Below are 24,162 nucleotides of genomic sequence, written 5' to 3'. Positions count from 1 at the left end.
AGGTCCGAGCATCCCCAACGCGGGCTGTAAGGACCGAGCCAACGCAGGCCACGGACAAAAGACCCGCCGCCCGGAGGGTTTTCGCGGAAAAGGCTGTCTGGCTTCGTTTCTCCTCAGTCGAAGATCCGCTAGGGATATTCTCCTTCGTCGCGCCATCCAGCCTTTTCCGCGAAAACAGGACCCCACGTAATTTTGAAGCAGGCTCTTAGCATCACGATCCTCGCATTGGCTTCCGTGGGCTCGACGTCGCTGGCCCAAGACAACCGCGTCCTCGAACTGATTCGCGGCGTGGACCAACAGGCGAAGACGCTCCTGACCCCGAATATTCTCGAAACCAACACTTGGTTCCATTTCGCGGCGGTTTCGGGATCGGGCGGAATGAAGCTGTACGTGAACGGCGTCTTGCGGGTGACTCACCGGCCGGGGTTGCGATTGAAGGCGGGGACTCGATTAGATTTGCAGCTCAATTCCTCTGATCCGGGCTTGATTTCTGGAACGGTCGTGTCGTTTAACGGCGCGCCACAAACCGAGGTTGTTGTTCAAGCCAACGTCAGCGATCGCGCCGCAGGAATCTATGACAACTGACTTTTCTAGCGCCGAGGACGATTCGGCCAAGCAAGCGCAGAGGGACCGTCTCGGCCACATCCGCCACGAACTGCGGACGCCGATCAACCACATCATGGGCTACAGCGACCTGATTTTGGAGGAATTGGACCCCGCGCAGCACCCCAGCCTCAAGGCAGACTTGGAGAAAGTGCAATTCGGGGGACGCCAGTTGCTCCACTTGATCGGCGAGTTTTTCGAGGCCGAAAAACGCGAGAGCCGCAGGCTGGAGGTCTCGCAGATTTATCACGAATTGCGAACGCCCGTGAATCAGATTATCGGCTACTCGGAGTTGCTCCAGGAAGAGGCCGTCGAGGCCGGATTGACCAGCCTGCTGCCGGATCTGGAAAAGATCCACCGGGCGGCACTGCACTGGCTGCGGGTGATGGAGTCGCATCTTCTGGCTGATCCGGCGGTGCCGTTGGAGGGGGCCGCCCACGCGGCAGCCGCAACCCAACTCACCCGTCCGCACGGAAAGGCCGATTCGTATTCGCCGGCGCCCGGGTCCCATCAGATCATGACCGGCTCGATTTTGGTCGTGGACGACGATGCCACCAATCGCGAGATGTTGTCCCGCCGATTGCACAAGCGCGGTTTCAGCGTAACCATCGCCCGAGACGGCGCGCAAGCGCTCGAACTCGTGCGGCAACGTGCCTTCGATCTGATCCTGCTTGATGTCGTGATGCCGGGACTGAGCGGCTACGAGGTGCTGTGCCAGCTTAAGGGCAATTCCGCGTCGCAGCACATTCCGGTGCTGATGCTATCCGCGTTGGATGATTTGGAGGGAATCGTCCGCTGCATTGAGTGCGGAGCGGAGGACTACATCTCCAAGCCGTTCAACGCCGTGTTCCTCCAGGCGCGCATCGGCGCCGCTCTGGAGAAGAAACGGATGCGCGACCGCGAAAAGCTGTATCTGGAGCAAATCGAACAGGAAAAGGCCAAGGCCGAGCGCTTGCTGTTGAATATTCTGCCCGCCTCCATCGCGGCTCGTCTGAAGAAAGGCGAAACCACCATCGCCGACAGCTTCGCCGAGGTCAGCGTCCTCTTCGCCGACCTGGTTGGCTTTACCGCGTTGTCCGCGCGCGTCGAGCCCGGCGAGATGGTCAGAATTCTCAACGGAATCTTCTCCACATTCGATTCGCTTGCCGGCAAGCATGGGCTTGAGAAGATCAAAACCATCGGCGACGCCTACATGGCCGTGGCCGGGTTGCCCGAACCACAGTCGGATCACGCGGAAGCAGCGGCGGAAATGGCGCTGGACATGTTGAACTCGCTCGACCTTGTGAACCGGGTCCGAGGAACGACGCTGCAAATGCGGATCGGCATCAACAGCGGCGTAGTGGTGGCGGGAATTGTCGGAACTCGCAAGTTCGCCTACGACCTCTGGGGCGACACCGTCAACATGGCCAGCCGGATGGAATCCCACGGCCAGCCGGGTCACATCCATGTGACGCAGGCGACCTACGAGCGAATCCGGCACCGGTTCCAGTTCGAATCGCGGGGGCAGGTTGAAATCAAAGGCAAGGGCGCGATGACGACCTATTGGCTAGCCGGGAGAATCTGACGCGTGTTCGTCAACGACGTAAACGCAGGTGCGAATCATCAGATCTCGGACGGGGAGCTTTGGTGCTACGTTGCAAATCTTGTTCCGTGAATCTCTTTCCGTTCTCCAGAGTGTCCAAACGCCGGTCCAACTCTGCCTGATAATCCCTGCTCTCGGACTGGTTCAAGTGGGCAATCAAGCCTGCGAGTTCCAGCCGTTCGTCGGGGGTGAGCTGGACGATACGCTCCTTAATCTCAACTAAACTCATAGCCTGAATCTAGTTAACTAATGGCCCGCCGCTTTGCCGTTGACGCGCGGGTCGTTTGCGCCGACGAATCCGCCGTTCTTCAGATCGCGCCCGACGGCTTGTGTGGGACCGATGCTTTCCACGAAGGCGACTCGGTGCCCGCGCTTCTCCAGTTCCTTCACGATGGCGGCGTCGATTCGTCTTTCTATCCGGAGTTCGTCCGGGAGCCACTGGTGATGAAAGCGCGGTTGCTGGAGCGCGGTTTCGAGGTCCATCCCAAAGTCGATTACGTTGATCATAGCCAGGAGGGTTTGGGAAATAATCGTCGGGCCTCCGGCCGCACCCAACGAGAGGATCGGTTTGCCGTCCTTCAACACAATCGTCGGGCTCATGCTGCTGAGCGGACGTTTGCGCGGCGCGATGGCGTTGGCTTCGCCGCCGACCAAACCGAAATAATTCGGCACGCCGGGCTGCGCGGAGAAGTCGTCCATCTGGTTGTTCAACACGATGCCCGTTCCGGGAATCACCACTTTCGAGCCGAACGAAGTGTTGAGCGTCGCCGTGCAAGCGACCCAATTCCCGGCCGCGTCTGCAGTGGAGAAATGCGTGGTGTGTCCGCTGAAAACGTCTTTCGCCGCTCCGGTGGGAATCGAGTGCCGGGGCACAGGCGCCGCGCGCTCCAGGCTGATCCTTTTGGCCAGGGTGGCTGCGTAAGACTTGGAGACCAGGCCGCGCGGGACTTTCGCGAAGTCCGGATCGCCCAGCCAAAACGAGCGATCCGCGAACGCCAGCTTCATCGCCTCCGTCACGACGTGGATCATCTCGACGGAGTTGGTTCCCATTTTCTTCAGATCGAAATTCTCCAGGATATTGAGGATTTGCGCGACATGCACGCCGCCAGAGCTGGGCGGCGGAAATCCAAGGATGGTGTAGCCGCGATACGTGGTCGCGATGGGCGTGCGCAGCCGGGCCTGATAAGTCGTGAAATCGTCGGGAATGATGATCCCGCCGTTTCGCGCCATCCAATCCCCAACCAGAATCGGGAACACTCCGTAGTAAAACCAGGCGACTCCGTGGTTGATGATTGCCTTATAGGAGTTGGCCAGATCCGGTTGGACCAGAATTTCTCCGGCGCGTTTTGGAGAGCCGTCCGGACGGAGGAAAATCACTCGCGAAGCCTCGAACAAACTGAGATCACGCGCCGATTCCTCCAGACGCCGGGCGTAGCGGTCGTCGATCACAAAACCGCGTTCGGCGATTTGCGCCGCGTGGAGAAGATGATCGGCCAGCGGCAGTTTTCCGAATTGAGCCACTGCGTAATGATAAGCCCATAACGCACCGGGAATGCCAACCGCCAGAGGCCCAAGCTGGCTGAGCTGGGGATCGAATCGTCCGTTCCGAATGTACATGTCGCGCGTGGCCGCCAGCGGCGCGGCCTCGCGGGCGTCAATCGCCGTCGTGCGCCCGTTGGCCCAACGAATCAGCATGAAGCACCCGCCGCCAATCCCCGAGTTGAAGCCATCGACCACGCCCAAGGTCAGAGCCGCAGCGACCGCGGCATCAATGGCATTTCCCCCGCGCTGGAATGCGGCGCGAGCGGCTTCGGTCGCGATGGGATGGACGGTCGCGACAATCCCGCGCGGCCCGCGCGCGGTGTCGGCGAGGCAAGTCCACGGAAGGCATTCGACCAGGCAGGACACGACCAGGGCCATTACCCAGGTAGGGCGAGTCCGTCCCGGCGAGCCGCTTGACGAGCTTGGAACACGTCGGATCCGGCTCGCTGGGGACAGCCTCGCCCTACCGTCCGGTTCATGGGAAGCCGCATTGGCCTCAGGGCCATGCACATGGCCCTTGAACCGAAAACCGTGCGGACCGCAGCCTTCAGGCTGCTTCCGCGCACTCTCCAGAGTCGAGCGTTGAGGCGGCCTAAAGGCCACGGTCCGGGAAGTGGGTTCATGGGAAGGAATAGCTCTCATACTGGATTGACCTTACACGAAAACTCGCTCGTTTGACACCCCGGCGTTGCTTCTGACAGTATCCATGCGAAGTATCCAACAAACATCGCCATGCGGCTCTCGATCATTCTTCAATTCGATCTCATTCGGGACAGATTCGTGCGCGGCTTCTGCGTTGCGCTGATGACAGTTGGAGCGCTCTGCGCCGCCAGTTGTTCAACGCCCCAGGCGGAACGCATCGCCGTGGTCTCCAAGTGGGACCGATTCGAGCGCAGTTTCACCAGCCGCCGGACTTATCCCAATCCCATCCAGGACGCCGAACTGCGCGTCGTGTTCACTTCGCCTTCGGGACAGAGCCGATTGATCTACGGGTTCTGGGACGGCAGCCAGACCTGGAAGGTGCGGTTCGCTCCGAATGAACTGGGCAAATGGTATTACTCAACGTCCTGCTCCAACTCGAACGACGACGGCCTCCACCGCCAAACCGGCGCCTTCCTGTGCATCGCCCCCAATGGAAGGACGCGCTTTGATCAGCACGGCCCCGTGCGAGTCGCCCGGGATGGACGCCATCTGGAGCACGAGGACGGCACGCCGTTTTTCTGGCTCGCGGACACGGCCTGGAACGGCGCGTTGTTATCGACTCCCGCGGAGTGGGACCATTACCTTCGCGAACGCCGGCGGCAACAATTCACCGCCGTTCAATGGGTCGCCACGCAATGGCGCGCCTCGCCCACCGGCGACCGCGAAAGCCGGGCCGCGTTCGCAGATTCGGATCGAATCGCGGTTAATCCCGAATTTTTCCGCCAGCTCGACGCGAAAGCCGACGCCGTGAATCGCGCGGGGTTGTTGAACGTGCCGGTGCTTCTGTGGGCCATTGGCGGCGGCGCGCGGCCGCAAATCAATCCGGGCTACGCATTGCAGGAGGACCAGGCGATCTTGCTGGCGCGTTACATGATCGCGCGCTGGGGAGCGAACGATGTAATCTGGATTCTTCCCGGTGATGGCGATTATCGCGGCCCCCGAGCCGAGCGCTGGAAACGAATTGGCCGCGCGTCGTTCGGCGAGGAACCGCACGCACCCGTCGTCCTTCATCCGGGCGGCATGCAATGGGTTTTGAATGAGTTCCTCGCGGAGAAATGGCTGGACATCCACGGCTATCAAAGCGGCCACGGCGATGACGAACGCACGCTGCGCTGGATTTTTGAGGGACCGCCCGCGACAGACTGGAAGAAAGAACCCGCTCGCCCGTTTATCAATCTTGAACCGCCTTACGAAAACCACCTCGCGTATCAATCGCAGACGCGCATTGCGCCGCTGACGGTCCGGCGCGCGATCTATTGGAGCCTTCTCAATGCGCCGACCGCCGGCGTGAGCTACGGCGGTCACGGCGTTTGGGGCTGGGACGACGGCGCCAAACCGCCTATGGACCATCCGCGAACCGGCGTGCCGCTCCCGTGGCAAAAGGCGCTGCTCATGCCCGCGGCGGAGCAAATGGCCCACGTCGCGACCTTCTTCAACTCGATTGATTTCTGGCGCCTCCGCCCCGCCCCGGAAGTTCTCGCGTCGCAGCCCGGCCAACAGGCGGTGCGCCGTCACATCGCCGCGGCGCGATCCGAAGCCGGGGATCTCCTGGTGGTTTACGTTCCCGAAGACCGGAACGTGGAGATTCTGCAAAAAAGCCTGCCGCCGAATTTCCGGGCGAGCTGGTTCAGTCCTCGCACCGGAGAGAAACCCTCCGTCGTCGCTGTGCTCAACGACCAGGCCATTCAATTCGCGACCCCGGACGAAGGCGACTGGCTGTTGCTGGTGAAATCCGCTGAGTGACCGGGGTCTAAAGAATCCCAAACTTCTTAAAGGCTTCGCCAACCGGCATCCCCGCGGCCAGCGCGTGGCGGACCTGATTCTCCCCCGCCACTTTCTCACTAGCGCGGCGCAGGGTTTCGGGCGCGGCTTCGCTGGGGATGATAACGACGCCGTCCTCATCGCCGAGGATCAGGTCGCCGGGCTTGGTGTGGACTCCAGCGATCTTGATCGCCCCGCCTATTTCGACGACCTCCAGGCGCCCCTTGTCGTCGGCGGGATGCCAGCCGATGCCGAACACTGCAAAACCCAGTTCATCAATCCTCCACATATCGCGCGTGCATGCGGTCATCACCACACCGTGGACGCCCTTGTGCAGGCAAGCCGTCGTGAGCAGTTCACCCCACAAGGCGCACGTTCGCGTCTCCTGGCCATCGACGACCAGCACATCCCCGCGCGTCAGTTCGTCCACGGCGGCGAGCTGAAGCTTGTACGGTTCGGCAGGGACTTCGGCGACCGGCGCGGCTCTCGCGGTGAACACGCGGCCATAGACGCGGCGAGTTTGGGTCAACGGGCGCACGCAGCCGTTGAGCGCCTGCTCGCGAAACCCCAATCCATCCAGCACGTCGCAAACAACTGCGGAGTAGAGTGAACTTAGCGAACCACACTCAGGCGCTGTCATGGCGGTATCCCCTCGCTTAAGGTCGAGCGCGGCTCCTGCCGAGCCAATGCCATCGAAGAAAAGCGTTTGCCCCACCATCGTTAGCTGAGAGGCTACACATGGAGCTTTAGTTCCGCTTGACCGTCGTCCGTTCCTGCAGCCATGCGATGTCGAGATTGCTGGGCGACGGTTCGGCGTGGCCGTGGAACTGTTTGGTTTTGGGGCGGTATGTGCGCGTGTCGGTCCAGCGTCGCGTCTCGACGTGGCCGTCGGCAAAGGCGAGCACTGCGCTCCGGTTGTGGTAGCTCGCCGGATAATGAAAGACTTGCGCCCGGCTCGCGGACGCCATCGTGACGCCCATGAACGGCCAGCAAATGCTTTCGTAATGCACGTCGGAAAGCACGAACAACCCGTCGGCGCTGATTCCGGTGATATCGGACGATTTTCGAAAGAGCCGGTACGCGGGCGACACGCAAAAATCCAGCGCCACGTTCAAGCCTTCCGCCCAGCCGACCGACGCGTTCATCGAATAGCTTCTCAGGTTGGGCCGGCTCTGGCCGAGGATTTTGAGCTGGCCGCGATCCGAGGGCACTTGAACAAGCTGACGGACTTCACATAAGGCCCCAGCGAAGAATACTTGGGATCGAGCAGCAAGTGCACATTCGTGTTGTCGGGTGAATTGGTCGCAAAAACGATCACGCCCCGCACCCAGTACGGGTAAGGGAAGAGCCGCGTGTCCGTCCCGGTGCCGTTGAGGGGAAAGGATTCGATCTGGTCCGAAGAATAAACCGCCCACGCCAGGATGAGCTGGCGTTCGTTGTTGTAGCACTGGATGCGGCGGGCGTGCTCCTTGGCCTTGGCGAGTGCCGGCAGGAGCAGTCCGGCCAGCACGGCGATGATCGCCACCACCACGAGAAGCTCGATTAGCGTGAAAGCGGACCGATGGCTTTGGCGATCAACGCGCCGTTCGTCATCCGGCATCACCGTTTGCATAGTTCGGTTTCTGGGCCTGCTGAGCGAAAGCTCATGGGCTGTGCGCTTGTTCAAACAGCTTCGGGCTTCCACAACCGATTTGCAACATCACGGATGACTGGGCGCTCGCTTCCGCCGGCAGGGCGGAGCTGCCGCTCCGCCGCTACTTGGAAAGGAATGGCTACACCGGAATTGTGGGCAGATCACGGGCAGGACGGCGTCAAGCGGCGTCGAACGATCGGCAGGTCTGCCCGGCCGTGCTTGCCGACTACGGCAAGATGCGCCGTGCGATTAAAAGTGTCGGTCAGTCGCGACTCTGACTGGCTTCCCTCTCTCCCCGCGAGGAACGAGTGGGGAGAGAGGGAGAAGACTCCGTTGACCGACAGTTTTAATCGCGCCCGACACCCGGATCCACAGATCATTTCCGGATCGTGGCCCGTTGCTGGAGCCAGGTGATGTCCGGGTTGTTTGGCGACGCTGTATCGTGGTTGTGAAAATTAACGCTGGCCGGCGAAAGGGTTCGCGAGTCGCTCCATTTCCTGGATTCCGTGTGCCCATCCGCAAAACCGAGCATAGCCGAGCGGTCGTGATACGACGCCGGGAACATCCGCATCCGCGTGGCTCGTTCCGGCGACATATCCACCATGAACGTCGGCCAGCAAATGCTCTCGCGTCGCACATCCAGAAACGCAAATACGCCCGACGGAGGGCCCAAACTGAGATCGCTCGATTTGCGGAACAGGAGGTGGTCGGACAGGGGCGGCACATTTGCCAGCTCCGCCCATCCGAGAAACCAGTTCAAGGAGTAGCTGCGCACCTTTTTGGCCAGAGGCGGCGACTCGCCCGGCATAGCGCGGTCGGAGGGGCATTGGTACACGGAAGGCGACTGCAGGTACGGGGCGAACAAGGAATAACGGGGATCGATCAAGGTGAAGCCATTCGGTCTTTGTTCGCGCGCAGTTTTCATCTGGTACGGCGACACTTTGCCAAATTCAAGGCGGCCAAGAGAACCCTAAAGCCACCCGCGACGATTCTGGACTGCGGTGGCAGCGCGTAGCGGCGACACCGCTTTTGGCACGGCCTGCGCAATCTTTTCCATTCAACCAATTTAACCCATTCAACGATTTAACGTTGTAACGATTTGGTTGCGGCGAAGCCGTGTCTGTTTGGACACGCCTCTTCCGGTCATTATCGGCTTCCCGTCGCTGCGTCCGGCTGCTAGGATTGTCTCAATGCGATTCTTCTTCTTTCAACGCTATGCTTGGGCCGCAACTTTGTTTTTCTGTGCCACTGTCTCGGCGTCGGCCGCCAGCCCGAATCCCGCCGCGCCGGCAGATTCAAAAGTCGATTTCGTTCGCGACATCCAGCCGATCTTCGTCAAACGCTGCTCGGAATGCCACGGTCCGGACAAACAAAAGGGCCGCCTGCGGCTCGACCTCAAAGCGGAAGCGCTGCGCGGCGGAGATTCGGGCACGCCCTTGCTCGTGCCGGGCAAAAGCTCGGAAAGCGAAATCATCCGGCGAGTGACGACCGAGGATTCGGATGACGTCATGCCGGCGAAAGGCGAACGGCTGACTCGCGATCAAATCCAGCGCCTGCGCGTGTGGATCGACCAGGGTGCAGTCTGGCCGGACACGGACGCGCGAAATCATTGGGCCTACGTCAAGCCCGTGCGTCCAACCTCGCCCCGCATAAGGGACCACCGCTGGCTTCGCAATGAAATCGACCATTTCATTCTCGCGCGGCTCGACCAGGAGGGATTGGCGCCTTCCAGGGAAGCGGATCGAACCACGCTCATTCGCCGGTTGAGCCTGGATTTGACGGGACTTCCCCCGACTCCGCAGGACGTGGACGCGTTCGTCGCGGATCACAGCTCGAAGGCCTACGAACGACTCGTGGACCGCTTGCTCGCTTCGCCCCATTACGGCGAACACCTTGGCCGGTGGTGGCTGGACCTCGCGCGTTACGCGGATTCCAACGGTTACCAGGTCGATCTGGCGCGCTCGATATGGCCCTACCGCGAGTGGGTGATCAACGCGTTGAACCGCAACATGCGGTTCAACCAGTTTACCGTCGAGCAACTGGCGGGCGATCTGTTGCCCAATGCGACGCTCGATCAGAAAATCGCCACGGGCTTCAATCGCAACACCAAGATCAACGACGAAGGCGGCGGCGACGCCGAGGAATACCGAACGAAAGCCGTGAAGGATCGCGTCACCACGACCGCCACTACGTGGCTGGGCCTGACGATGATGTGCACGGAGTGCCACTCGCACAAATATGATCCGATCACCCAGGAGGAATACTATCGTTTCTACGCTTTCTTCAACAACACGACCGACGGCGGGAATTACAGCATCGAGCCAACCGTCGGCGTCCCGGCGCCGCCCATCCAGGCCAAGGTCGATTCGCTGCACAAACGCATTGCTGCAGTTCAACAGGAATTGCTGCTTGCCGAAGCGCGCTTGCCGCTCGAACAGGCGGACTGGGAACGCCGCCTGGCGCGATCGAGCCGCCCTTCCCCTGAACTTCAAGGTAGGGCGGGCCTGTCCCCAGCGAGCCGGTCCGAACGTGATCCAGGCTCGTCGAGCGGCTCGCCGGGACGGCCTCGCCCTAATGGCGATGGACTCCAGGGCGGTGTCGAAGCTCCCCCTGAACCCGTCTCCCGGACCGTGGCCTTTACGCCGCTCCAACGCTGGACTCCGGAGAGTGCGCGGAAGCAGCCTCAAGGCCGCGGTCCGCCCGGTCTTGGGTCCATGGGCGGTGAGCATGGTGCTGAAACCCCGGGAACTTTCCATGACTCACGCGTCTGGATCGCGTTGAATCTCACCAACGCGGTTTCCGTTGGCGGCTCGACGTTCACGAATCTGGAGGATCGGTCCATCCTCGCGACGGGCGTGAATCCGATTTACGACACCATCACCGTGGAGGCGGAGACGGATTTGGAAAACATCACGGCGATCCTGTTGGAAACACTGCCCGATCCCAGTCTGCCGCAGAAGGGTCCCGGCCGCTGGGGCAAGACCGGCAATTTCATTCTGGACGAGTTCGCCGTCGCGGCCTGGCCGAAGAGTGGCGGAAACGTGGACTCCACGAACGTCGTCTTCAGCCATGCGACCGCCGATTGGGAGCAGCAATATTACCGCGCGGAACATGCGGTGGATCGGAATCCAAAGACGGGCTGGGCCATCGGGCCGCAGTTTGGGAAACGCCATTTCCTCATCGCCGGGCTGAAAGATCCGATCCGTCACGCCGGCGGCGCGAAGCTCGCCTTTCGCTTCGAGCATTACCACGGCAACAGCCATACGATTGGACGCATCCGCCTTTCCGTGACGAGCGAGACCGACCCGGCGGCACTCTGGCCGCTTGATCCGGACCTCACCGAACTGCTCGCGACTCCGGCCGCGCAGCGCAGCGAGGAACAACGCCGCAAATTGGCCGCATATTTCCGATCCATTTCGCCAACGATTCGCAAGCTGGAACGCGAGTTATTCCGTTTGAACGAGCGCGAAACCGAACTGGCGAACACGAAGTACGTCACACTCGTGATGCAGGAACGGGCTGAACCGCGCGAAACGTTCGTTCACGTGCGCGGGAATTTTCTGGACAAAGGCAAGGTGGTTTCGCCCGGTGTGCCGGCCTTTTTGCCCCCGCTGCGCGCCCACGAATCGCCCAACAGACTGGCACTCGCCTACTGGCTGATCGATCCGGAGAATCCGTTGACCGCACGGGTTACGATGAACCGGCTCTGGGAACGTTTCTTCGGCGTCGGCCTTGTCAAAACGAGCGAAGACTTCGGCGTGCAAGGAGAAGCGCCGTCGCATCCGGAACTGCTCGACTGGCTGGCCACGGAGTTTCTGCGGCTGGGCTGGGACATGAAAGCGATGCAGAAACTCATCGTGATGTCGGCCACCTATCGCCAGAGCGCCGCCGCGAACGACGAGTTGCTCGGCAGGGACCTTTACAATCGCCTGCTCGCGCGCGGCCCGCGTTTCCGTCTCGACCCGGAAGTCATCCGCGATCAGGCGCTGGCCGTGAGCGGATTGCTCAACGCGGAGGTCGGCGGTCCGAGCGTTTATCCCGTGCAACCGGCGAATCTCTGGAAAGAGATCGGCTTTCTGCGTCCGGAGATTGGGATGGACGAATGGCCGCTCAGCGAGGGGCGCGATCTGTATCGCCGCGGCCTCTATACGTTCTGGCGGCGCGTTTGCACGTATCCTATGTTCGCGACGTTCGACGCACCGAGCCGCGAAGTGTGCACAGCGCGGCGGCCTCGCACGAACACGCCTCTGCAAGCGCTGGCGGCGCTCAACGAATCGACGCTGCTGGAAGCCGCGCGCGTCTTCGCCCAGCGCATCATGCTCCAGGGCGGGTCGCGCCCCGCAAAGCAAATCGAATTCGCCTTTCGCCTTTGCACGAGCCGGCCGCCGACGAAGTTCGAGCGGGATCGGCTGCTGCAATTCTATGAGGAACAACGCCGGAGCTTCGAGCGCGACCTCGCCGCGGCGGAGAGACTGGTGAACGTGGGCTTCGCGGAGCGTCCATCCAACCTGGACCTCTGCCATCTCGCCGCGTGGATGATGGTGGCGAATGTGCTGCTGAATCTGGATGAGGTGCTCGTCAGAGGGTAACGAAGGTCCAGTAATCAGTGATCAATCATCGATGATCGAGAATTTGAGGGTGAGATTACGAGTTATGGAATCGACGCAGTTGCCCTACGCACGGAGCTTCCGCGACCTGATCGTATATCAGAAACAGCGGCAACTGGCCCGTGAAGTCTTCCAAACCACGAAGTCGTTCCCGGCAGATGAAAAATTTGCGCTCACTGATCAACTGCGCCACTCGTCGCGCTCCGTTGGCGGACAAATTGCCGGAGCCTGGGCAAAGCGGCGGTACGAGAAACACTTCATCTCAAAACTGACCGATGCCGACGGTGAACAGATGGAAACCCAGCATTGGCTCGAAAGCACGCTGAATTGTGGATATTCGCCGCGCGAGGCCTGCATCCGCCTGATTGCTTCATGTGAAGAGATCGGCCGCATGCCCGGCAGCATGATGGAGAGCGCTTCCTTCTGCGGCGACCTTTCGGCCATGAAGGAGGAACCATCGGAATACTTCTGCTCGCTAACCAACAGCCTGACCGCGGAGGACTGAATACTGAATACTGATTACTGATTGCTGATTACTGAATACTCTACCCTCACCTATGCACACAGCTTTCTCCGGACCCCAACACGACCACCTCCGCTCCCTTACCCGCCGCAAATTCTTCCAGCACTGCGGCACGGGCATGGGGGCGCTGGCTCTGGCCTCGCTGCTGAATGAAAAACTGTTCGCCGCCGAATCCAAACCAGCCGCGCCCGGCGCCAGTCCGATCGGCACCCACTTCGCGCCGAAGGCCAAAAACATCATTTACCTCTTCCAATCCGGTGGGCCGTCCCACCTGGATTTGTTCGACTACAAACCGGAGCTGATCAAGCGCCACGGCGAAAAAATGCCGGCCGAGATGTTGCAAAACATCCGTCTGGCGCAGATTGGGAAACAAGCCGCCGTTCTGGGCACGCGTTATCAATTCCAGCGCTACGGCAAATCCGGCGTTTGGCTTTCCGAATTGCTCCCGCACCTCCAGTCGATCGTGGACGACGTTTGCTTTTTGCAGGGCTTTTACTCGGAAGCGTTCAATCACGATCCCGCAACGCTGTTCATGAACACGGGCGCCCAACTCGCCGGACGGCCCAGCATGGGTTCGTGGTTCAGCTACGGACTGGGAAGCGAAAACAAGGACCTGCCCGCGTTCGTGGTTTTGATGACGGGCGTGGGCCAGCCCCTGACGGTCAGCGCCTGGGGCAGCGGATTTCTGCCCACCGTTCACCAGGGCGTGCAGCTCCGGTCTCAGGGCGATCCGGTCCTCTACGTTTCCAATCCTCCCGGCATGGGCGCGGAGCGGCGGCGCCAATCGCTCGACCTCCTGCGCGACTTGAACCAGAAACGCTACGTCGCGTTGCGCGATCCCGAAATCCAAACCCGCATCGCCGCCTACGAAATGGCGTATCGCATGCAGACCAGCGTGCCGGACGTGATGGACATCTCGAAAGAACCGCCGCAAGTCCACGAGATGTACGCGACGACGCCCGGTCGTGCTTCCTTCGCGAACAATTGCCTGCTCGCGCGGCGCCTCGTCGAGCGCGGCGTGCGTTTCGTGCAATTGTATCATCGCGGCTGGGACCACCACGGCGGACCCGATGGCAATCTGGTTTATGACTTGAAGAAGCGTTGCGTGGAAACCGATCAGCCGGCGGTCGCGCTCATCAAGGATCTGAAGCAACGGGGACTTCTCGACTCCACGCTGATCGTGTGGGGCGGCGAGTTCGGGCGCACGCCGATGATGCAGGGAACTCCGAAGCCCGACAACATCGGCCGCGACCATCATCCGCATGGCTACACCGTGTGGCTCGCGGGCGGCGGCATCAAACCGGGCATTGTCCATGGCGCGACCGATGAATTTGGCTTCTACGCCGTGGAGAACAAAGTCCACGTCCACGACCTGCACGCCACGATTCTTCATTTGTTCGGCCTGGAGCACACCAAGCTCACGTATCGTTTCCAGGGCCGCGATTACCGCCTGACCGACGTCCATGGCGAAGTGGTGAAAGACATTCTGGCCTAAACCGTAACAATTCAATTCGAACAGGAGGCAAGGGAGAGAACAGAGGCCAGAATCAAGGGAATTCGCCAGTGACTCGGTGACTTGTGATCGTGAGTTACACACCTCTGGGTCGAAATGATCCGAACAAACGCCAGCCTTTGGCTTTGCTTATCTCGGTTTGCTCTGTTTTCTCCTGTTATTATTAGGGAATCAGGGAATTCCTCTCAAAAGAATCTTTGGGATTGGAACCCTATTTGGCCTACCCTCCGTGCTTGAATGCGCGGAGACATGAATTCGGAGAACCCTTATTTCTGGGCCAAGACCACCGCGGACGGCCAGCCCGGCATCTCCGTCCACGACCATTGCCTGAACGTCGGCTGCGTGGCGGAGGCGCTGATCCGTGCGCTGCCTGAATCGTTGCGCCAACTGCTGCCGCCCGGTGCCCCCACGCTCGCGGCGCTGCATGATGTCGGGAAAATCTCCACAGGCTTTTTACGCAAGTGCGCGACATGGTTGCTGCAATCCAATCTTGCGGCGGCGGCGCTCAACGAATTCTGGCAGGGCGCTGAGTCGGATCACGCGAAGGTTGGTCAGTTTTGTATTCAGAACTTTCTTAAAGGGACACGAACCGAACTGTGGGCTGTGGCTGTCGGCGCTCATCATGGTCGGATTCACGGTCATCTCCTCGGCCAGATCAACCGGACAGCGGCGCGGGTGGGATGGGAGGACGCGGCGCGCGCCCAACTGGTCGAAGAATTGGTGTGCATCTTCGGACGCTTGCCGGGTAGGAAACCCCTCACCGACAATTCAGATTTGTGGCTGCTGGCCGGCTTGATCGCGGTCGCTGATTGGATTGCCTCTAACGAGCGCTTCTTTTCGGCCTCTCAGGGTTTGCCTCTGGAGCAGGCACGAACGCAGGCGTCCGTCAGCCTTGCGGCGATCAATTGGTCTGGAGGCGAGTTGAAGCTTGAAGTGGGTTTCGCGAAGATGTTCGGATTGCCCGGCGGGGCAAATGCGTTGCAGGCGGCGCTGCAAGTCTGCGCGACGCGGACCGGATTGTTCATCGTCGAAGGTCCCATGGGCAGCGGGAAAACCGAGGCGGCGCTGGCCGCAGCCCATTCGTTGATTGCCTCAGGCCACAACCACGGCCTCTATTTTGGCCTGCCCACGCAAGTGACCAGCCATCGGATTCACCAACGGGTGCGTCGCTTCCTGGAGAACACGCTCGCCGACTCCGCTAACTTGCGTCTGGCTCACTCAGCGTCCTGGCTGGACCAGGAGCAGGCGCTCGAAATCCATCCGGTCGCCGCAGGCGACGCGGACAGCGCCGTCAACGCCGCCGACACGCGCTCTTGGTTCGCATCGGCACGCCACGCGTTGCTGGCTCGTTACGGTGTTGGAACGATCGATCAAGCGCTTCAAGGCGTCGTGGCAGTGAAGCACTTCTTTGTCCGCCGCTTCGGTCTGGCCGGAAAGGTGGTCATTCTCGACGAAGTGCATTCATACGACGTTTACACGGGCGCTTTGGTCACCCAACTCATCCGTGAACTCTTGGCGCTGCGATGCTCGGTCATTGTCTTATCTGCAACACTTACGGAAGCGCGACGCCGGGAACTGCTCTCCGCCGCTGGAAGCCGCCAGGAAGAAACGGAGGCGGCGCCACCTGAAACGCTCGGCGCTTATCCATTGATTACGGAGGCGCAAGCTGGCCAGCCGCTCCGTTCGATTCCGCTCTCATGGCAAGAAGACAAACGGATTCAATTGCGCGTCGGCGTGTTGTCGGAAGCCCAAATCGTCGAGGAATGCTTGCGCCGCGCAGAAGCAGGCCAGCATGTACTGTGGCTGCGCAACACGGTGGTCGAAGCGCAAGCAGCGTATCGCGCCGTAGCGACCGCCGCGCGAGCGGGCACAGTTCGTCTCGGCCTGCTCCATAGCCGCTTCCCGTTCTTCCGGCGGGAGGAACTGGAAGAAGAATGGCTGGAACGGTTGGGCAAGGAGCGCTCCAACGACGGCCTCGGTTCAGTCCTGGTGGCCACACAGGTGGTCGAACAAAGCGTGGACATCGATTTGGATTTCATCGTGTCCGACCTCGCGCCGACCGACATGCTGCTCCAACGCATGGGTCGGCTGTGGCGACATCCTCGCCCCAACCGGCCTGCGGAGCAGCCGGAATTTTGGATCAACGTGCCCGACCTTGCACCCGACGCTTCAGCCCGTGAACTGAAATCCGCTCTGGGCAAGTCCGCTCGCGTCTATGCGCCGTACGTGTTGCTGCGAACTGCGGAGGTCTTCCACGGACGCGCCATGATCAATCTCCCGTTAGGAATCCGGGAAATTCTCGAAGCCACCTACGCGGTGCCAGGTGAAGCCAGCGAACCCGCCGCCTGGCGCGAACTCCACGAGGAACTTCTGGCCGAGAAGCTGCAACTCGAGAACGAAGCCAAGGCGGCGATGCTGGTCCTTGGCCGCCCCAGTCAAGCCGACCGTGAAGAAGTGCTCACGCGTCGCGCGGGTGCGCCGACCCGCCAGGTCGTGCTGTTGCGCGCTTGCGAGCCGCTGGCAGCCGGCCTTTGGCGTTTGACTGGTTTGGAGGACCGCCCGGTACAGGACGCCTCCGGCTACGAATGGCGGCACGCCGTCGCGCGGTTGCTCCATCGCAATCTCGTCCGCGCCCCGGCTTATGAAGTGCCCAGCCAGGCGGCGCCGCCCTGGTTATCGCTGCACGCGGGCGGGCGAACGGCGTGGGGCATCATCGGGCCAGATGGCCGTTGTCAATTCCCCGACGCGGCCGAGGAATCGCCGCTTGCCTACGACGACAAACTTGGTCTCTACTCAGATTCAGCAAGGCCAAAACAGCGAACTCCGGACGAAGACGATGAATTTGATTACTGACCCCTGGATTCACCATCACGCTGCGCGGTGGAGGTCAGGCTACGGTGGGCCTCGACGAATTCTTTGCGCGTGCTGCAGACATCACGGACCTGGTCGCGAAGCCTCATGAACGCATCGCCCTGCTTCGGTTGTTGATCTGCGTAACGCAAGCGGCGCTCAATGGGCCGGCAGACCGCAGCGAGTGGGAAGAATGCTGCGACCGGATTCCCGAAAGCGTTCGCGAATACCTGCGCCAGTGGAAGGCGTCATTCGAGTTGTTTGGCGAGGGGGCGCGATTTCTCCAAGTGCCGAATCTGAAACCAGGGAAGGAGGACGGCGAAGGCAACGCGGCAACCAAGCTCGATTTGACGCTCGCCACTGGAAACAACGCTACCATCTTCGACAACGCCGGCGGCAGCGAGCGCTCGCGCACGCCGGCGCAACTGGCTCTGGCGCTGCTGACGTTCCAGTGCCTTTCGCCAGCAGGGATTATCGGCGCTGTGAAATGGAGTGGGCGTGAGATCCCTAAATGCACAGGGCGCCATGCTCCCGCAGCGGCCGCCAGCATGTTGCACTGCTATCTGACTGGGGCAATGCTGCTCCAAACAATCCACTTGAACTTGCTCGACCGCGAGCAGGCTTCCTATTCCTTTGGCCGGGACGGCTGGGGGAAACCCGTTTGGGAACTCCTTGTTCCATCTCTTGCCGCCAAAGCCGAAATCCACACCGCAACGATGACTTACCTCGGCCGGCTCGTACCCCTTGCGCGCGCCATCCGCCTTTCGGAAGAGGGCAAAGAGATCATCCTCGGCAATGGCTTGGATTATCCGATTTACCCTGAGTTCAGGGAGGCTTCGGCCACGCTCGTGGAGCGAAAAGATGGTTTGGGCGTCCTTTCCGCTTCGCTTGAGCGAAGTCTCTGGCGACAGCTTCCCGCAATCACTGTGCGTCGTCGTGCGAGCAAAGATGCTGCCTCCGGCCCTCCGACGTTGAGCAATCTTCCGGAAAGTAAAGGTGCCGCACTATGGCTTGGAGCTCTGGTCACGGACAAAGCCAAAATTGAAGACGTGGTTGAAGCCACCTACAACCTGCCCGCCGGGATGTTCCAGGATACGGGGCGGCAGGTCTATGAAGCAGGCGTAGCGTTCGCAGAAAACTGGGAACGAGCTGTCGGAAGCAGCGTCAAGGCATACGCCAGCGCTCTCAAACTTGAACCCCCACCTTACGACAAAGCGCGCCGACACTTCTGGACCGCTATCGAACAGCACGTCCCGACGTTGCTCGCCCTCACCGAAACGCCCGCGCTCGCCGCCGACTTCGCCGCCACGCCGTGGGGCAAAGCCGTTCGCGCCGCCGCGAAAGAGGCTTATGAATTTGCATGCCCGCGCCAAACCCCTCGGCAGATCGAAGCCTTCGCCAAAGGCCGACAACAACTGTTTCTCCGAACCGCTTCGCCGAAGAAGGACGGCGAGGGGCCAAAAGCCAAACGCACCCGCAAACCATGACCACTCCCACTCCCCAATCCCGCGCAGCACAGTTCGTCACCGGCTTGCGCCGCATCAAAGACAACCGCGGCAAGGTGGCCGCGCTCCGCCGCGCCATTAGCCCCGGCCTCCGCATCGATGCCTGGCCTGTTATTGCGGACCTCGGCGGCGATATTGAACGGCCCGTCTATGCGGCCGTCGCCGCGCTCTACGCCACGCACCCGGAGGAAAACGATTCCGCCAACTTCGGCGCCACGTGCCGCCAGATTGCCATGAAGGACAGCAGCGATGGAAAACTGCCGGAGAGCTACGAACGCCGTTTCCGGCGTCTGCTCGCAGCGGGTTCCTCCGAGCAACTGGCCGAGTTGCTTCGCGCATGGATTCGGCTCGCCTCGTCGAAGGGAGCTGGCGTGAACTACCAGCGGCTTTTCGAGGATCTGTGGCGCTGGGATTGGAACGCCGACGATATCCGCGTCCGCTGGGCCTCCGAGTTCTGGCCCGCGCGTCGCATCGAAGAACCCGAATCCAGAGAGGAGGAACCCACATGACTTACCTCACGCAAATCCTCGTGCCGTACGAGCTGGCGACGCGCCAGCTCCGCATCCGCGACACTTACGATTGGCATCAGCGCGTATGGCAGGCCTTTGGCGGACGCGGGGGTGCGCCGCGCGATTTCCTGACGCGCGTGGACCAGATTGACGACGCGCACCGGCTGCTCATCGTGTCGGCGACGCCCGCGAGCAAGCCCGGCTGGTGCCCCACAGATTGCTTTCAGACCAAGCCCATCCCGGAGGCCTTCTTCGGCCATCCGCGATACCGTTTCAGTCTCCTGGCGAACCCGACGAAGAAGATCATCGATCCTGACAAATCGAAGGTCGTACGGCCGGACGGCCGCATTGATCGCAACCGGAATTCGCGGCGCGTGTCACTTACCCGTCGCGAAGACCTGCTGGCGTGGCTCAATCGAAAAGCCGAAGCCGGTGGTTTCGCGGTGGACCTCGACAAGGTCCGCACTATTCCCCGCGGACGCGAATATTTCTTCAAGCCCGGCGCGCGCGGTGTCCATCACGCAGTCGAGTTCCAGGGCGTCCTGCAAGTCACCGACGCCACGAAATTCCGGGAGGCTTTTGTGCGCGGAATTGGTTCCGCCAAGGCGTTCGGTTTTGGAATGCTTGTGCTGGCGCCGATATCACTCAGCGATTAAGCGCTCGTACTCGTCGTGAGGACCAATCCAGAACCAATAGAGGATGTCGTTATGCATTCTGCCAAGCACGCGCCACTTGCGATCAACGCGGGCGGACCAATAATCACCCACCTTCTTGAAATGGAGGCTGGGATGATAAGGCGACTTTTTCCAAAGTCGAAACGCCTTCCTGGCTTTGGCCATTATTTCAGGCGGAAGCGCGGCATAGCTGCTCCAGAAATCACTTGTGGTCGAGGAATTCATCCAGTGGCTTCACCCGCCCCGCCGCGATGTCAGCCTTGGCTTTGGCCCAAAGTTTGTCCAGCTTCCCAGCCTTCGCATCGGCCTCGATCTGGCGGTCCCACTCATCAGCCATTTGCTCCGCGAGCCAGTTGTGCAGGTCCCACTTTTCTTTCGTGGAAAGCTGTTCAATCGCTTCTTCGATTTCTTTCACCGTGCTCATGCGCGGAATCTACTGCCCCACGGAAAGCCATTCAACTCTCAACCCTCAACCATTAACCCTCCACCGACCATGCGACTGATCGAACTCCACATCCTGCAATCCTTCCCGGTCTCCTGCCTCAACCGTGACGACGTGGGCGCGCCCAAGACCGCCACGTTCGGCGGCGTGCCCCGCGCCCGCCTCAGCAGCCAATGCCTCAAACGCGCGATCCGCGAATACGCGCAGGTCAACCTGCCTGGTGCTCGCTTCAATGGTCAGCGCACCAAGCTGATTGTCGGCCCCTTCACCGACGGCCTCAAGAAGAATGGCGTAGCCGAGAAGGCGGCCGCCGAGCACGCCGCCAACATCGCTGACAAACTGGCCAAACTCGACGCGCGTTCGGGTAAGCACGCGGCGGAGCCGCAAGTCGGCACGCTCACCTTTCTGGCACCGTCTGAAATCGAATCCATCGCCAAGCAAGTGGCCGAGTTGCTGAAGGCCAATCCCGAGTCCAAAGAGTACGAAAAGAAACTCGACCAATTCTGCAAGGCTGCCGGGTTGCTCGACGGCGCGGACATCGCCCTGTTCGGTCGAATGGCGGCCAGCCTGCCGTCCCTGACACTTGAAGGAGCGGCGATGTTCAGCCATGCGCTCTCCACACACCGCGCCGAAAACGACCTCGACTTCTACTCGGCCGTGGATGACCTCAAGCCCAAAAGCGAAGACGCCGGAGCAGGAATGATCGGCACCTTGGAGTTCACATCCGCAGTCTATTATCGCTATGCCGCCGTCAACCTCGACCTGCTTTCCGATCCAGACCACCTGGACAAACTGACGGCCGATGAGCGCCGCAAAGTCGTGGACGCCTTCATCCGCGCGACACTCCTGGCCACGCCAGGCGCCCGGAAAAACTCCATGAACGCGCACACCCTGCCCTCGTTCGTGCTGGGGATTTTCAAGAAAGCCGGCCAGCCATTGCAGCTCGTGAACGCTTTTGAACAGCCCGTTTGGTCCAAGAACGGACTGCTCGACGAATCGACAAAGAGGCTCAACGCCCACCACGAGCAACTCAAAAAGATCTGGGACATAGCCTGCGACGAGGAAGTAATCCTTCCCGATACATCGCTCAACGAATTCGTCCAACGCCTGACCCGCCATGTCCAATAACTCTTGCCTGGCGCTTCTGCTGGACGGCCCGATGCAATCGTGGGGCTTCGCCTCGCGCTTCACGCGGCGTACGACCGCGCTCTTTCCCACCAAAAGCGGCGTGGTCGGTTTGCTCGCAGCGGCGATGGGCGTGGACAAATTCCGCACAGAGGAATCCGAGAACATTGCCCCGCTCGCGTCCATGCATTGTCTCGTTGTCGTGATGCCCAGGCAGCGTCGAGGCCGGCCACTGCCCATCCTTCGTTTGGAGGATTTCCACACCATTGGGGGCGGTTACGACGCGGGTGACGATTGGCAATCCATGCCGCGCTCCGCGGACAACAAGACCCTCAAGAATCCAGTCATCAGCTATCGCCACTACCTGCTCGACGCCTGCTTCGGAGTACTGTTGCAAGGAGATAGTGCGCTGGTTGAGCAAGTCGCTGCTGCCCTGCGGAATCCGAAGTGGGGCCTTTGGCTGGGACGCAAGTGCTGTCTGCCGGCCAGCCCAATCCTGGTCGCAACCGCCCCGGATCAGGAAACCGCGTGGCGCGCGCTTCTGCATCGCGCTGGCTATCCGGAAACGGCTGCCATCACACAATTCGATCAGATCGAGGACGCCAGCGCCGACGAAGCCGACGATGAAGTCTTGAACGACACACCCGTCGCCTTCGGCGCACCTATCGGCCAGCGCCACGCGCCGCGAAGGATTCGTAAGCTGTATCGCGTTCCGATGTAACGCTCCAACGCTTTGACGCTCCAACACTCACACTCATGCCCATCTTTGAACGCCCCCCCTTGGAAACCCTCGCCATGGCCCGCGACCGGTGGACGCCCATTTACCTCGAACACGGCCGGCTCGAAGTCGATGATTCGAGCGTCAAATGGATCGGCGCCGACGGCTTGCTCTGCCGGCTCCCCGTGGCGACCCTTTCCGCCATCGTCCTCGGCCCTGGCACTACCGTCACCCACGCAGCCATGAAAGCGTGCGCGGATTCGAATACGCCCGTTTGCTGGATGGGCGAGGAAGGGATGCGCTTCTACGCCTTCGGCCTCGCTCCGAACCACGACAACGATATGCCCCGTTACCACGCCGCCGCCTGGGCGGACAAGAAACGCCGCGCGGAGATCGCCCGGCGCATGTTCAAGATGCGTTTCCCGGACGTGGATGTCGAAAGCCGCACGGTCAAGGAATTGCGCGGGATGGAAGGTCTGCGCGTGCGGACGCTCTACGCGAAACTCGGCCTGCAGCACGGTGTCACGTGGAAAGGCCGCAACTACAACAAGGACAACTGGGAGATGGCGGACCCTGTCAACCGCGCGCTGTCCGCCGCCAACGCGAGCCTTTATGCCTTGTGCGCCGCTGTGGTGTGTTCGCTCGGTTATGTGCCCTCGCTCGGATTCATTCACGACGCGGGCACGCTGCCGTTCGTTTACGACGTGGCCGATCTCTACAAACATTTGACCAGCATCCCCGCCGCGTTCCTGGCCATCCGGCAGGACTCGAAGGACGACGGCGAGCTCACGCGGAAACTGCTCAAGCAGCGCGTCGAGGAAGAGCGGCTGCTCCAGCGAATCCCCAAAGACCTGGAAGCGCTGTTAGCCCCGGCGGCAAGTCCGGAACCTCCCTCAACTCCGAACACAGAACGTTGAACATTGGAACACTGAATACTGAACTGAATGACTGTGATCGTTGCCAACCACACGCCGGAGGCCGTCCGGGGAATGCTCAAGCGATGGTTCGTTGAGCCAAGGCCCAATGTGTTCGTCGGCACGCTGAACCGGCGCACCCGCGACAAGACGCTGGACTACATCAAACGCAACGCCGCAGGGCTGGGCATGCTGATCATTTCCAGCGACAACAATTGCCAGGGCTTCAAGATCGAGACCTATGGAGATACGCACCGGCGGGACACGGAAATCTCCGGTCTGTGGTTGGTGGCCGAAGAATGGGTGGAGGAGTCGAATGTACCGTTCTAAGAACAGCCGGCTTAAAGGAGAAAGACCGCCGTAAGTTGTTGGCAATCCAGAGTTCTCCCCACCCGCGTGGGGATGGTCCGTCCTTTCCAGAGTCCTTTTTGTCGATAGGTCGGTTCTCCCCACCCGCGTGGGGATGGTCCGAGAATCGCTGACGCTCCTGTCCCCGTCCCAACGTTCTCCCCACCCGCGTGGGGATGGTCCATGCCTGCTGCCGCGACGGGCGCCCGCGGGGCTCCACGGAGCCGAAAGACTCCTGCTGAAAAACCTATCGGTTCTATGCAGAATCTAATTGTGAGATGTGACCCCAATCCCCATCAAGAATGGTGTCCAAGATTCCGGTTCAAGATTTGGCATAAAGTAGGCGCAGGGAGGCCAAGGCTTGGCTACAGGAAGCTGGAGAGAAAAAATGGGCGCGCAGCCAGCGAATAAGTTTCACGCTGTGCTGAGTGGCGCGGTGAAGCAAATCCAGGAGTTTTGGCCAGGGGAGAGATTTTTTCTTCACTAACTTTTTGGCCACGGCCAATCGTTGGGCCCGGCGGCGATCTTCGGCCTGGTTTTGGACTCCGGCCGGCCCCAGGACGTCGTGCTCGAAGAGGAGCAGCAGATTGTGCGTCAGACACAAAAGTTGA

22 protein-coding genes and 1 pseudogene are annotated in these 24,162 nt (G+C 60.9%); 14 read left to right on the top strand and 9 right to left on the bottom strand.

Features of this window, described 5'->3' with window-relative positions; all coding sequences use genetic code 11:
- Positions 1 to 215, bottom strand: a pseudogene (locus FJ398_11375) (hypothetical protein).
- Between FJ398_11375 and FJ398_11370 the strand changes: the two are divergent.
- Both FJ398_11370 and FJ398_11365 read left to right on the top strand, forming a co-directional pair.
- Positions 190 to 585 (top strand): LamG domain-containing protein, encoded by a 396-nt coding sequence (locus FJ398_11370; GenBank protein MBM3838543.1) that lies wholly within the window; start codon positions 190 to 192, stop codon positions 583 to 585. The pseudogene FJ398_11375 and the gene FJ398_11370 overlap by 26 nt on opposite strands.
- Positions 575 to 2,167 carry a response regulator gene (locus FJ398_11365; protein MBM3838542.1) on the top strand — a complete coding sequence of 531 codons (1,593 nt, stop codon included), beginning with the start codon at positions 575 to 577 and terminating at the stop codon, positions 2,165 to 2,167. Before FJ398_11370 ends, FJ398_11365 begins: the two co-directional genes overlap by 11 nt.
- 10 nt (positions 2,168 to 2,177) lie before the next feature.
- On the opposite strand, the gene FJ398_11360 is transcribed toward FJ398_11365, so the two are convergent.
- Positions 2,178 to 2,414, bottom strand: coding sequence for a hypothetical protein (locus FJ398_11360; GenBank protein MBM3838541.1), 237 nt, complete (start codon positions 2,412 to 2,414; stop codon positions 2,178 to 2,180).
- A 17-nt stretch (positions 2,415 to 2,431) separates the two neighbouring features.
- Complete coding sequence (gene ggt, locus FJ398_11355) at positions 2,432 to 4,369, bottom strand: gamma-glutamyltransferase (GenBank protein MBM3838540.1); 1,938 nt, start codon at positions 4,367 to 4,369, stop codon at positions 2,432 to 2,434.
- Positions 4,370 to 4,459: 90 nt separating this feature from the next.
- Here ggt and FJ398_11350 point away from each other — a divergent pair, with 90 nt between their 5' ends.
- Positions 4,460 to 6,172 carry a DUF4038 domain-containing protein gene (locus FJ398_11350; protein MBM3838539.1) on the top strand — a complete coding sequence of 571 codons (1,713 nt, stop codon included), beginning with the start codon at positions 4,460 to 4,462 and terminating at the stop codon, positions 6,170 to 6,172.
- Between the two features lie 7 nt (positions 6,173 to 6,179).
- Here FJ398_11350 and FJ398_11345 read toward each other — a convergent pair whose 3' ends face one another.
- The 4 genes from FJ398_11345 to FJ398_11330 all read right to left on the bottom strand — a co-directional run bounded on the left by FJ398_11345 (position 6,180) and on the right by FJ398_11330 (position 8,748).
- A complete protein-coding gene (locus FJ398_11345; GenBank protein MBM3838538.1) occupies positions 6,180 to 6,908 on the bottom strand; it encodes an RraA family protein in 729 nt (242 codons plus the stop codon).
- A 28-nt stretch (positions 6,909 to 6,936) separates the two neighbouring features.
- Positions 6,937 to 7,335 (bottom strand): hypothetical protein, encoded by a 399-nt coding sequence (locus FJ398_11340; protein ID MBM3838537.1) that lies wholly within the window; start codon positions 7,333 to 7,335, stop codon positions 6,937 to 6,939.
- A gap of 11 nt (positions 7,336 to 7,346) precedes the next feature.
- On the bottom strand, positions 7,347 to 7,802 hold the full coding sequence (locus FJ398_11335; protein ID MBM3838536.1) for a DUF1559 domain-containing protein: 456 nt from the start codon (positions 7,800 to 7,802) through the stop codon (positions 7,347 to 7,349).
- Positions 7,803 to 8,199: 397 nt separating this feature from the next.
- Positions 8,200 to 8,748 (bottom strand): hypothetical protein, encoded by a 549-nt coding sequence (locus tag FJ398_11330; GenBank protein ID MBM3838535.1) that lies wholly within the window; start codon positions 8,746 to 8,748, stop codon positions 8,200 to 8,202.
- A 265-nt stretch (positions 8,749 to 9,013) separates the two neighbouring features.
- Between FJ398_11330 and FJ398_11325 the strand changes: the two genes are divergently transcribed.
- The 7 genes from FJ398_11325 (at position 9,014) to cas6e (ending at position 19,986) form a co-directional block, all read left to right on the top strand.
- Positions 9,014 to 12,412: a DUF1553 domain-containing protein gene (locus tag FJ398_11325; protein ID MBM3838534.1), complete on the top strand. Its 3,399-nt coding sequence runs from the start codon at positions 9,014 to 9,016 to the stop codon at positions 12,410 to 12,412.
- Positions 12,413 to 12,476: 64 nt separating this feature from the next.
- A complete protein-coding gene (locus FJ398_11320) occupies positions 12,477 to 12,935 on the top strand; it encodes a four helix bundle protein (protein MBM3838533.1) in 459 nt (152 codons plus the stop codon).
- Between the two features lie 52 nt (positions 12,936 to 12,987).
- Positions 12,988 to 14,448: a DUF1501 domain-containing protein gene (locus FJ398_11315; GenBank protein MBM3838532.1), complete on the top strand. Its 1,461-nt coding sequence runs from the start codon at positions 12,988 to 12,990 to the stop codon at positions 14,446 to 14,448.
- A 255-nt stretch (positions 14,449 to 14,703) separates the two neighbouring features.
- Positions 14,704 to 17,319, top strand: coding sequence for a CRISPR-associated helicase Cas3' (gene cas3 / locus FJ398_11310; protein ID MBM3838531.1), 2,616 nt, complete (start codon positions 14,704 to 14,706; stop codon positions 17,317 to 17,319).
- Positions 17,316 to 18,803 (top strand): type I-E CRISPR-associated protein Cse1/CasA, encoded by a 1,488-nt coding sequence (casA, locus tag FJ398_11305; protein ID MBM3838530.1) that lies wholly within the window; start codon positions 17,316 to 17,318, stop codon positions 18,801 to 18,803. The genes cas3 and casA overlap by 4 nt, the downstream gene beginning before the upstream one ends.
- Positions 18,677 to 19,330 (top strand): type I-E CRISPR-associated protein Cse2/CasB, encoded by a 654-nt coding sequence (gene casB / locus FJ398_11300; GenBank protein MBM3838529.1) that lies wholly within the window; start codon positions 18,677 to 18,679, stop codon positions 19,328 to 19,330. The genes casA and casB overlap by 127 nt, the downstream gene beginning before the upstream one ends.
- Positions 19,159 to 19,986 (top strand): type I-E CRISPR-associated protein Cas6/Cse3/CasE, encoded by an 828-nt coding sequence (gene cas6e / locus FJ398_11295; GenBank protein ID MBM3838528.1) that lies wholly within the window; start codon positions 19,159 to 19,161, stop codon positions 19,984 to 19,986. The genes casB and cas6e overlap by 172 nt, the downstream gene beginning before the upstream one ends.
- On the opposite strand, the gene FJ398_11290 is transcribed toward cas6e, so the two are convergent.
- Both FJ398_11290 and FJ398_11285 read right to left on the bottom strand, forming a co-directional pair.
- Complete coding sequence (locus tag FJ398_11290) at positions 19,972 to 20,229, bottom strand: hypothetical protein (GenBank protein ID MBM3838527.1); 258 nt, start codon at positions 20,227 to 20,229, stop codon at positions 19,972 to 19,974. The genes cas6e and FJ398_11290 overlap by 15 nt on opposite strands.
- The gene (locus FJ398_11285; protein ID MBM3838526.1) at positions 20,207 to 20,428 is read right to left on the bottom strand and encodes a hypothetical protein; all 222 of its coding nucleotides are present in this window, start codon (positions 20,426 to 20,428) and stop codon (positions 20,207 to 20,209) included. Before FJ398_11285 ends, FJ398_11290 begins: the two co-directional genes overlap by 23 nt.
- Positions 20,429 to 20,497: 69 nt before the next feature.
- Here FJ398_11285 and cas7e point away from each other — a divergent pair, with 69 nt between their 5' ends.
- The 4 genes from cas7e to cas2e are packed head-to-tail and all read left to right on the top strand — an operon-like array spanning position 20,498 to position 23,533.
- Entirely contained in the window at positions 20,498 to 21,574 is a 1,077-nt protein-coding gene (gene cas7e / locus FJ398_11280; protein MBM3838525.1) for a type I-E CRISPR-associated protein Cas7/Cse4/CasC, read from the top strand.
- Positions 21,564 to 22,292 carry a type I-E CRISPR-associated protein Cas5/CasD gene (cas5e, locus tag FJ398_11275; GenBank protein MBM3838524.1) on the top strand — a complete coding sequence of 243 codons (729 nt, stop codon included), beginning with the start codon at positions 21,564 to 21,566 and terminating at the stop codon, positions 22,290 to 22,292. Before cas7e ends, cas5e begins: the two co-directional genes overlap by 11 nt.
- A 35-nt stretch (positions 22,293 to 22,327) precedes the next feature.
- Positions 22,328 to 23,206 carry a type I-E CRISPR-associated endonuclease Cas1 gene (gene cas1e / locus FJ398_11270; GenBank protein MBM3838523.1) on the top strand — a complete coding sequence of 293 codons (879 nt, stop codon included), beginning with the start codon at positions 22,328 to 22,330 and terminating at the stop codon, positions 23,204 to 23,206.
- 27 nt (positions 23,207 to 23,233) lie between these two features.
- Positions 23,234 to 23,533, top strand: a complete 300-nt coding sequence (gene cas2e, locus FJ398_11265) for a type I-E CRISPR-associated endoribonuclease Cas2 (protein MBM3838522.1) — start codon at positions 23,234 to 23,236, stop codon at positions 23,531 to 23,533.
- Positions 23,534 to 24,162: the final 629 nt, after the last annotated feature.

It is taken from the genome of Verrucomicrobiota bacterium (assembly GCA_016871535.1).
In the GTDB taxonomy this organism is placed as follows: domain Bacteria; phylum Verrucomicrobiota; class Verrucomicrobiia; order Limisphaerales; family SIBE01; genus VHCZ01.
The sequence above is the reverse complement of the archived record's forward strand: the minus strand, read 5'-3'. Positions and strand labels throughout refer to the sequence as shown.